The sequence below is a fragment of the Mycobacterium sp. 236(2023) genome (genome assembly GCF_029623955.1).
Classification (GTDB): Bacteria; Actinomycetota; Actinomycetes; order Mycobacteriales; family Mycobacteriaceae; genus Mycobacterium.
Window position 1 is genome coordinate 1 of the sequence record NZ_JARSBP010000025.1, and the last position, 849, is coordinate 849.

The 849-nt window shown below is 58.2% G+C and carries 1 protein-coding gene; it reads right to left on the reverse strand.

The features are described 5' to 3' along the window. Window positions 1-55: 55 nt before the first annotated feature. Window positions 56-604, reverse strand: coding sequence for a hypothetical protein (locus P9A17_RS33195; RefSeq protein WP_278043062.1), 549 nt, complete (start codon window positions 602-604; stop codon window positions 56-58). Window positions 605-849 lie beyond the last annotated feature (245 nt).

Sequence of the window (849 nt, forward strand, 5' to 3'; positions counted from 1 at the left end):
CGCAGCGGACAACCCTTGCGACAGCGCAGAGACGATTACTTTTTTCGATGGCTGGTTAGGCGCGTAGGAGGCGGGCGAGCATTCCACGGTGTGGAGGGACAAACCGATAGACCGTGTAGGTCCAGTACCCGCCTAGACCTGCGTTGTCCATTTTCCCTAGCGCCCGCTGGTATTGCGATGTTGCGTTATCAAGTGTCTCGAATGCGATCCGGAGGCGACGGTTGTTCGTCTCCTTCAAGCGGTCGTGTTCTTCTCTTCCGACAGCTTCTAGTGGGATCGAGAAATCGGACCGCCCCCTGATCTCGTGCAGGACGGCTTTGAGTCCGGCGATATGCGCTCGATTGGGCGAAATCAAACCGTCGTCGCGTATGTCGCTGAGTGCGCGGATGCTGAACTGTGGCATACGTCCGACCTCTTCCCAACCGCCTCGCTGGAAGTAACAGTCGCAGGCGCTCTTCATGTCGCGCAGTTGGTCACGGAGACGTTGGCGAAGTTGGCGCTGATTGCTCCCTCTGGCAGTCCAGAGACTAGCGGCAAATGTAATTAATACCACCAGTCCTCCGGCGATCCCCAAGACCGTCGTGATGATCCCCCAGACGCTCATACTTCGGAGTTTGCCATGCGAGCCGGACCAAAACGCGACGTTGACGATTCGCCGTTGCCGTGGCGTCCGCGTGGGTCGGAATCGGATCGGTTCGCCCAGTTCTGCAGGAAGTTTCTCCGCTTGTCAGACGGCAAGCCGTTCATCTTGAGGCAGTGGCAGAAGGATCTAGTTGCCTCTGTGTGGGATGCCGAACCTGCTCCCAGATTAGCCGCGTGGGCTATCGGTCGCGGTAACGGTAAGTCTCA